Source organism: Alcanivorax sp. HI0044 (assembly GCF_001634945.1).
Map to the genome: position 1 here is coordinate 1 of NZ_LWEZ01001225.1, position 6,343 is coordinate 6,343.

Genomic DNA, 6,343 nt, shown 5'->3' on the forward strand with positions numbered 1-6,343 from the left:
CCTCCTGACCCAATGTGACGGGTAATTGATCATTTTGTCCTAAACATAACAGTGAAAGCTGTATGCATGGGTTGCCTCTCGGCATGGGTGAGACGTATTTTTGTATTTGTCTCATAGCCAGTTATCGAGCTCCCCCATGACACAGACCGCTGAACAGACAGAACGACACCTGGACCTTCAACCGTTGGGACCTGACTCCCTGACCTGGCAGGACTTCGGTTCCTGGCGTTTTCACTTGATGCTGCCGCAGGCTTTTGTGCTGCAGGTGGCGCATCCGATTATCGATGCGGGCGTGGGAGAACACTCGGTCTATAAAACCGACCCCTGGGGCCGCGCCAAACGGTCTACCGAATTGCTCTGGCCCATTGTGTATGCGCGGCCCCAGCGTGCTATCGAGATGGGGGTGAAACTGTATGACCTGCATCGCTCCATCAAGGGGGTCGACAAGCAGGGAAATAAGTACTTCGCGCTGGACCCGGAAGCCTACAGCTGGGTACACATCACCGGCTACGATGCCACCATTCGTATGCATGAGTTCTTCGGCTCGTCGCCTACCACCCGGCAGCGCCATGCGATGTTTGCCGAATGGCGGCAACTGGGAAAACTGATGGGCATCCGTGACCAGGACTTGCCCGCCACGGAGAGTGAATACTGGGATTACTTCCATGGCATGATTCGCGACAAACTGGAGTGGGGAGACGTGGTGCAGGATCTGATGCGCCCCGAACATTATCTGGAAATTCCCAAGCCCCCAAACAGCAAGATACCCGATGCCGCCTGGCGCATGATCCTTGCCGTGATGGGGCGCTTCATGCGATTCAATCTGCGCGCAACACTGCCCGTTGCGTTCCGTGAAAAATTCCAGATCCCCTGGACCACCAGCGATGAACGCCTTTTCCGTCTGTGGTGTGGCACGTACCGTGCCATGCACGCCCTGACACCGAAAAAGTGGCGACTGATTCCACTGGCCCGCAAGGCCTACTCGGATGCGCAGCGCCACCCTGAAGCCTATAACAGCAATAACTGAAGGTGCTTTTTATGAAGTCGGATACCCGCCCCTGGCTGTCTACCTACGAATCAATGGGCCATGACTGGCACAGCCTGCCAGAGTTGCCCGAGAAGACCCTGTCTGACTATGTGCGGGGGTATGCGGAGCAGTTTCCGGATCGTGAAGCCCTGGTGTTCCTGGGCCAGGCCATGAGCTATCGGCAACTGGATGAGATGGCCGATCGCATGGCGGCGTTGTTTGTCTCGCAAGGCGTCAAGGCCGGCGACGTCCTGGGCCTGCAGATGCCAAACACCCCGCAGTATGTGGTGGCTTTTATTGCGGCGGCGCGTCTGGGCATGGTGAGCACCAGCATTTCGCCTTTAATGACGCCGCCGGAAATTATTCACCAGGCCAGCGATGCCAGAGTGAAAATTCTGATGACACTGATGCCGTTCTGGCAGACCTCCATTCCACCGGTGTTGGGCAAGGTTGAAAGCCTGCAGACCGTGATTGTGTCCGGCCCCATGGACCTGGTCTCCGGTCAGGGGGAAAGCGTGGAGGAATCCCGTGACGGTGTGAATGTGATGTCGCTACATGATCACCTGCCGGCCAGCGCGGATCCGGTCAACACAAAGGTAGCCATGGATGAAGTGCTGTATCTGCAATACACCGGCGGCACCACTGGTATGCCGAAAGGGGCCCGGCTTAGCTCATCCAATCTGTTCATGAATAACCTGCAGGCCAATGTGTTTTACGGCTACCGCACCGGTGAAGAAACGGTGGCCTCGGCGTTCCCGCTGTTTCATATCGGCGGGGCGGCCGTGTTGTTCAATGCCCTGCGTACAGCGTCCACCTTCCTGTTGATCCCGGATCCCCGGGACATTGATCATTTTGTTGGTGAAATGCACAAGCGCACACCGACGGTGCTGGCTGCGGTGCCGGCGTTGTACCAAATGCTGTGCGCTAACGACACCTTCAAATCACTGGATTTCAGCGGCTTGCGTATGGCTATTTCCGGTGCCGCACCGTTTGCCAAAGAAGAGGTGCAGAAACTGGAAAGTGTGGTCGGTGCCGGCAAGTTTTGTGAAGTGTACGGCATGACTGAAACCAGCCCGGTGATCACGCTGAATCCGGCGTCACACTTCAAGGAAGCCCACGTGGGGATTCCGCTGCCGGGCACGGATGTGCGCATCGTCGATGCTGAAGACGGCACACGCCCCATGCCACAGGGCGAAGCCGGGGAGATCATCGCTTCCGGCCCGCAGGTGATGCAGGGGTATCTGGCGATGCCGGAAGCGACCCGGAAAGCGCTGCGGGTGATGGATGGCCAGACGTGGATGCATACCGGCGACATCGGTGTGATGGATGAAGAGGGTTTTATCCGTGTTTGTGATCGCAGCAAAGACATGCTGATTGTCGGTGGCTACAAGGTGTTTTCCGTGGAAGTGGAGGGCAAGGTTCAGAGTCTGCCATGGGTTGCCATGTGCGCGGTTGTCGGCCGCCCGGATCATGACCGACCGGGCAATGATGTGGTGCAGCTCTATATCCAGCGCATGCCGGACAATCAGGCGTCCGAGTCAGACCTTAAAGCCGAGTTGTCCACGTTCTGCAAAGCCAATATGTCGCCTTACAAGGTACCCAGAGAGGTGTTCTTCATTGATGCTATTCCTCTTACCTCCGTGGGCAAGATTGACAAGAAAGCCTTGCGACAAACCGCATAAAAGCAGTCCGAATACCAACAACAATCAGGTGAATGATGATGATTTCCTTGCTGCTTGAACAGGGTAAAAAGCTGCTGGTGGTCCTGCTACTTGCGCTGCAGGGCTGCTCTTCTCTGCAAGAATCGAACTATGTACCCATCTCCCCGGAAACACTGAATGAATGGATGGTGGAAGGCAGGTTTGTGCTCCGTGCGGAGGGTGTAAAAAGCAAAAGCTACTTTTACTTCAAGCAGCTGGGGGAAAATTATCAGCTGGCCGTGTTGATGGATGACCCGGTGGGCGCCCCCAAGGCGGTGATCAGCGGCAATGTCTATGCGCCGCAAGAAGAAACCCTGGATGTGATGGGCGGGGTGGAGGCCAAGAAGGTGGCTGAGCACCTGCACGCCCAGCTCCAGGCCGGCGATTTGTCCTATTGGGTGCGCGGGCTGCCTGCTACGGCCAATGCGGTGATCTATCAGGAAAACATGTACGTTCCGGATTCTATCGAAGAAAAAGGCTGGAACATTGCTTATCAGGATTACATGTCCGTGCAGGGGGGCTATCGCTTGCCTGCAGATATGGAAATGAAATCCGAGGCCGCGTCTCTGGATCTGGAACTGGTACGAGCGGAAACCGGGTTTCTCACCAACCCCTGTGATCAGGGCATCGCTGATGACCAGGAAACGGGTAATCCTGACGGTGCCTATGACTATGCCAGCGATGATGCGGTGAAACGGTTGGTGCCTGAAGATGGCAGCGCGCCGTTGCCGCTGTGGATTGATGAAGCCAACTTCTGCAAACAGCTGGCCAAGGTCCATAACAACACAATGCCCAATCCCCGGGAGGGGCTTTTTGGCCCGGATTCCATGATGTGGAAACTGGATGGTTTGAGCGCGCCACCCGCCTTTGGTGCCGGTCGTGCACTGTTGCTGCAGGTGGCTCATCCCTGGGTAACCGCAGGTATTGATCAGCACTCGCAAGTGCGTAATGACCCCATGGGGCGGGCCCGCCGCACTTTCTATCATATCTCCAGCATGGTGTTTGGCAGCATGCCCCAGGCGATGGCTTCGGCGAACCAGGTGCGGGATATCCATGAGGAAATTGACGGTGAAATGACCGAAGAGGCCGGTGCTTTCCATCGGGGTTCCGAATACCGGGCCAACGAAATCAACGCCATGATCTGGGTGCATGCAACACTGTGGGAAACCATCGTTCACATGTACGAGAAACTGGAAGATGACCTGACCCCGGAAGAGAAAAACCAGTTCTACGAAGAAACCAAACTGTTTGCCATGTTGTTCGGGATTCCGGAAAGCGCCTTGCCCACCGACTGGGACGCGTTCATGGACTATAACCGCGCCATGTGGGAAAGCCCGCAGCTGACGGTGACTCCCAATGCCATGCAATTGAAGGAAGACCTGTTTGACGCCAAATCCATCTGGATGATCGCACCACTCTGGGGGCAGAAAATCATCACTGCCGCAGAGCTGCCGCCGCGTATTCGGGATCAGTACGACATGAAGTATGGCTGGTGGCAGAAGTTCAACTATGGCTGGATTCGTGGCGCCACCTGGACCGCCCAGGTGTTGATGCCCAAGAGCATGGAGCATCACCCGATTTATCATGAAGCACAGGCGCGCCTGGCAGGCGAGCGGCTGGGCGGTTATAACCAGTGGTTGATTGAAGCCTTCTTCGATAAGGAACGGTTGGTGAATTGATGGTGCGTGGGGTTGGCCTGTTGATGGTGGCGCTGTGGTGCGTCATGAGCGCCCCGGCGCAGGCGATCAGCGGCTATGACGAAACCGAGTTTATGACGGTGGATACTTTTTTGTCCCAGGTCTATGGCGAGCCATTGCCGGGAATGTCCCTGCTGCCGTTACGTGGCGATCTGCGTGACCGGGTAGAAACGGCACTGGGACACCGGTATCGCGGCTTGCGATTGCGTTACTGGCAGCAGGGAGGCGTGACGACCTGGATCATCGACGAAAAAAGCAAGGACATGCCAATGACGCTGGCCGTGGCGGTGGGGGCGGCCGGCATTACTCACCTGAACGTGTTGGTATACCGCGAACCCCGAGGCGGCGAAGTGCACCAGGCATTTTTCCGTCAGCAATTTGTCGGGATGACCCTGCAGGATGACCTGAGCCTGTCCCGTGAGGTGGATGGCATTACCGGCGCCACCCTGTCGGTGGATGCCGTCAGCCGCGTGGCGGCCATGGCCCTGTTGCTCCATCAACACGTCATGGCCTCGCAGGCAGAACCGGCCACAGACTGAATCCCGCCCTTCCCAAAGCCGTCCTCACGTCTCACTATCGAACCATTGACGCTGCCGGCCCTCTAACGTTTATGGCTCGATTCTCCCCACGCATGCTTCGCCGCTGGGCATATGGCTTGCTGTTACTGCTGGCCACCATGCTGCTACTGATTCTGGTGGCGGTGGGGTGGGCCTATGGTGCAGGCGTGCGCGTCAGTGAACCGGGTTGGCAGCAAGGCCTGACACTGGGTCAGTGGCGCCTGATACGCGACAACTGTGTGGCCGCCCGTGGCACGGACCTGACGCTCGAGGACGTCTGGCCGCTCAAGATCAAGCAGCGGGTGCTTGCCGTCTACGATTGCAGAGCCGGGAACGCCCCGGAGTCATCCAGTGAGAGCTTCCCCGACGGGCTTCCCTGGACCCCGCCCTTTGATCTGCAGGTCGCCGAACTGGACCTGTCAGGATTGATTGATAGCCCCCTTCCCGTCATGGCGATGCAGCTTCATCAACAGGAGCAGCACTGGCAGCTGCAAGCGTCTGCGCCGCAGGCGGCGCTCCAGGCACAATATCAGCGAGCCCGGGGGCACTGGATGATCAATAGTGAAGGGGCGCTGAGCACGGTATTGCCGGATTGGCAGGGCCAGTGGCAACTGCATGGCGAGGGGAGCTGGCAAGGAGAGCCAGACGGGGAGATACGGCTGGATATGCTCTCGGCGGGACCGGCCACGCAATCGCAACGGGCGGACCTGACCGCGCAAGCCCATTTTCAGGGAGCCGATTGGCAGTTGCAGGCGGATCTGGCACAACCATTGGCGCTGAACAATGACTGGCAACTGACCGCCGCAGAGCCCCTCGCTGTGGCGGGCAGCGGCGTAGCATTGGTTCAGGCCAGTGCCGCGCTGCAATTGGCAGGCCCGCCGGGCAAGGTGACATTGCAGGCTCACAGCGACAGCGAGGTAACAATCCCGGCAGGGCTTGAACAGGGCCGGGGGACGTTGCGGTTGCAGGGCGACAGCCTGGGCGGTCAGGTGGACTTTCATTGGCAGGATCGTGTGCTGGTGCTTGAGCCGGCGTCGCTGAGCTTGCCGCAAAATCTCACCGCGCAGTGGCAGGAGCCACTGCAGATACCCATGGCCCGTTCCGGCCGGACCGATCTGCCGCTGCGGTTGGGCTACGACGGTTTGAATATAAAAACCGGTTCCAGCCAGGTTCGGTGGCAGCTGGCGGCGGCCGAAGGCGCGAGTCAAGTTGATTGGCAGTGGGCCGGTGATCTGGTGCTGCGCGGGCAATGGCAGGGCTACCAAGTGCAAGGGGAGTGGCAGGGCGCTGTCGGCAGCCATGGGCTGGAGGGGGACCCCATTAGGCTCACGGCGCGGCAAGGGAATGATCGGCTGGCTTTCC

The 6,343-nt window shown here is 58.3% G+C and carries 4 protein-coding genes and 1 pseudogene; all 5 read left to right on the plus strand.

Annotation, left to right across the window (positions count from 1 at the left end; translation table 11 throughout):
• Window positions 1-136 precede the first annotated feature (136 nt).
• Window positions 137-1,027 carry an oxygenase MpaB family protein gene (locus tag A3730_RS17165; protein WP_063518926.1) on the plus strand — a complete coding sequence of 297 codons (891 nt, stop codon included), beginning with the start codon at window positions 137-139 and terminating at the stop codon, window positions 1,025-1,027.
• An 11-nt stretch (window positions 1,028-1,038) separates the two neighbouring features.
• On the plus strand, window positions 1,039-2,709 hold the full coding sequence (locus A3730_RS17170) for a class I adenylate-forming enzyme family protein (protein WP_063518927.1): 1,671 nt from the start codon (window positions 1,039-1,041) through the stop codon (window positions 2,707-2,709).
• 32 nt (window positions 2,710-2,741) lie between these two features.
• Complete coding sequence (locus tag A3730_RS17175) at window positions 2,742-4,406, plus strand: lipoprotein insertase outer membrane protein LolB (RefSeq protein WP_063538533.1); 1,665 nt, start codon at window positions 2,742-2,744, stop codon at window positions 4,404-4,406.
• On the plus strand, window positions 4,406-4,963 hold the full coding sequence (locus tag A3730_RS17180; RefSeq protein WP_082872248.1) for an FMN-binding protein: 558 nt from the start codon (window positions 4,406-4,408) through the stop codon (window positions 4,961-4,963). The genes A3730_RS17175 and A3730_RS17180 overlap by 1 nt, the downstream gene beginning before the upstream one ends.
• Before the next feature lie 71 nt (window positions 4,964-5,034).
• A pseudogene (locus tag A3730_RS17185) lies at window positions 5,035-6,343 on the plus strand (hypothetical protein); the annotation flags it as partial.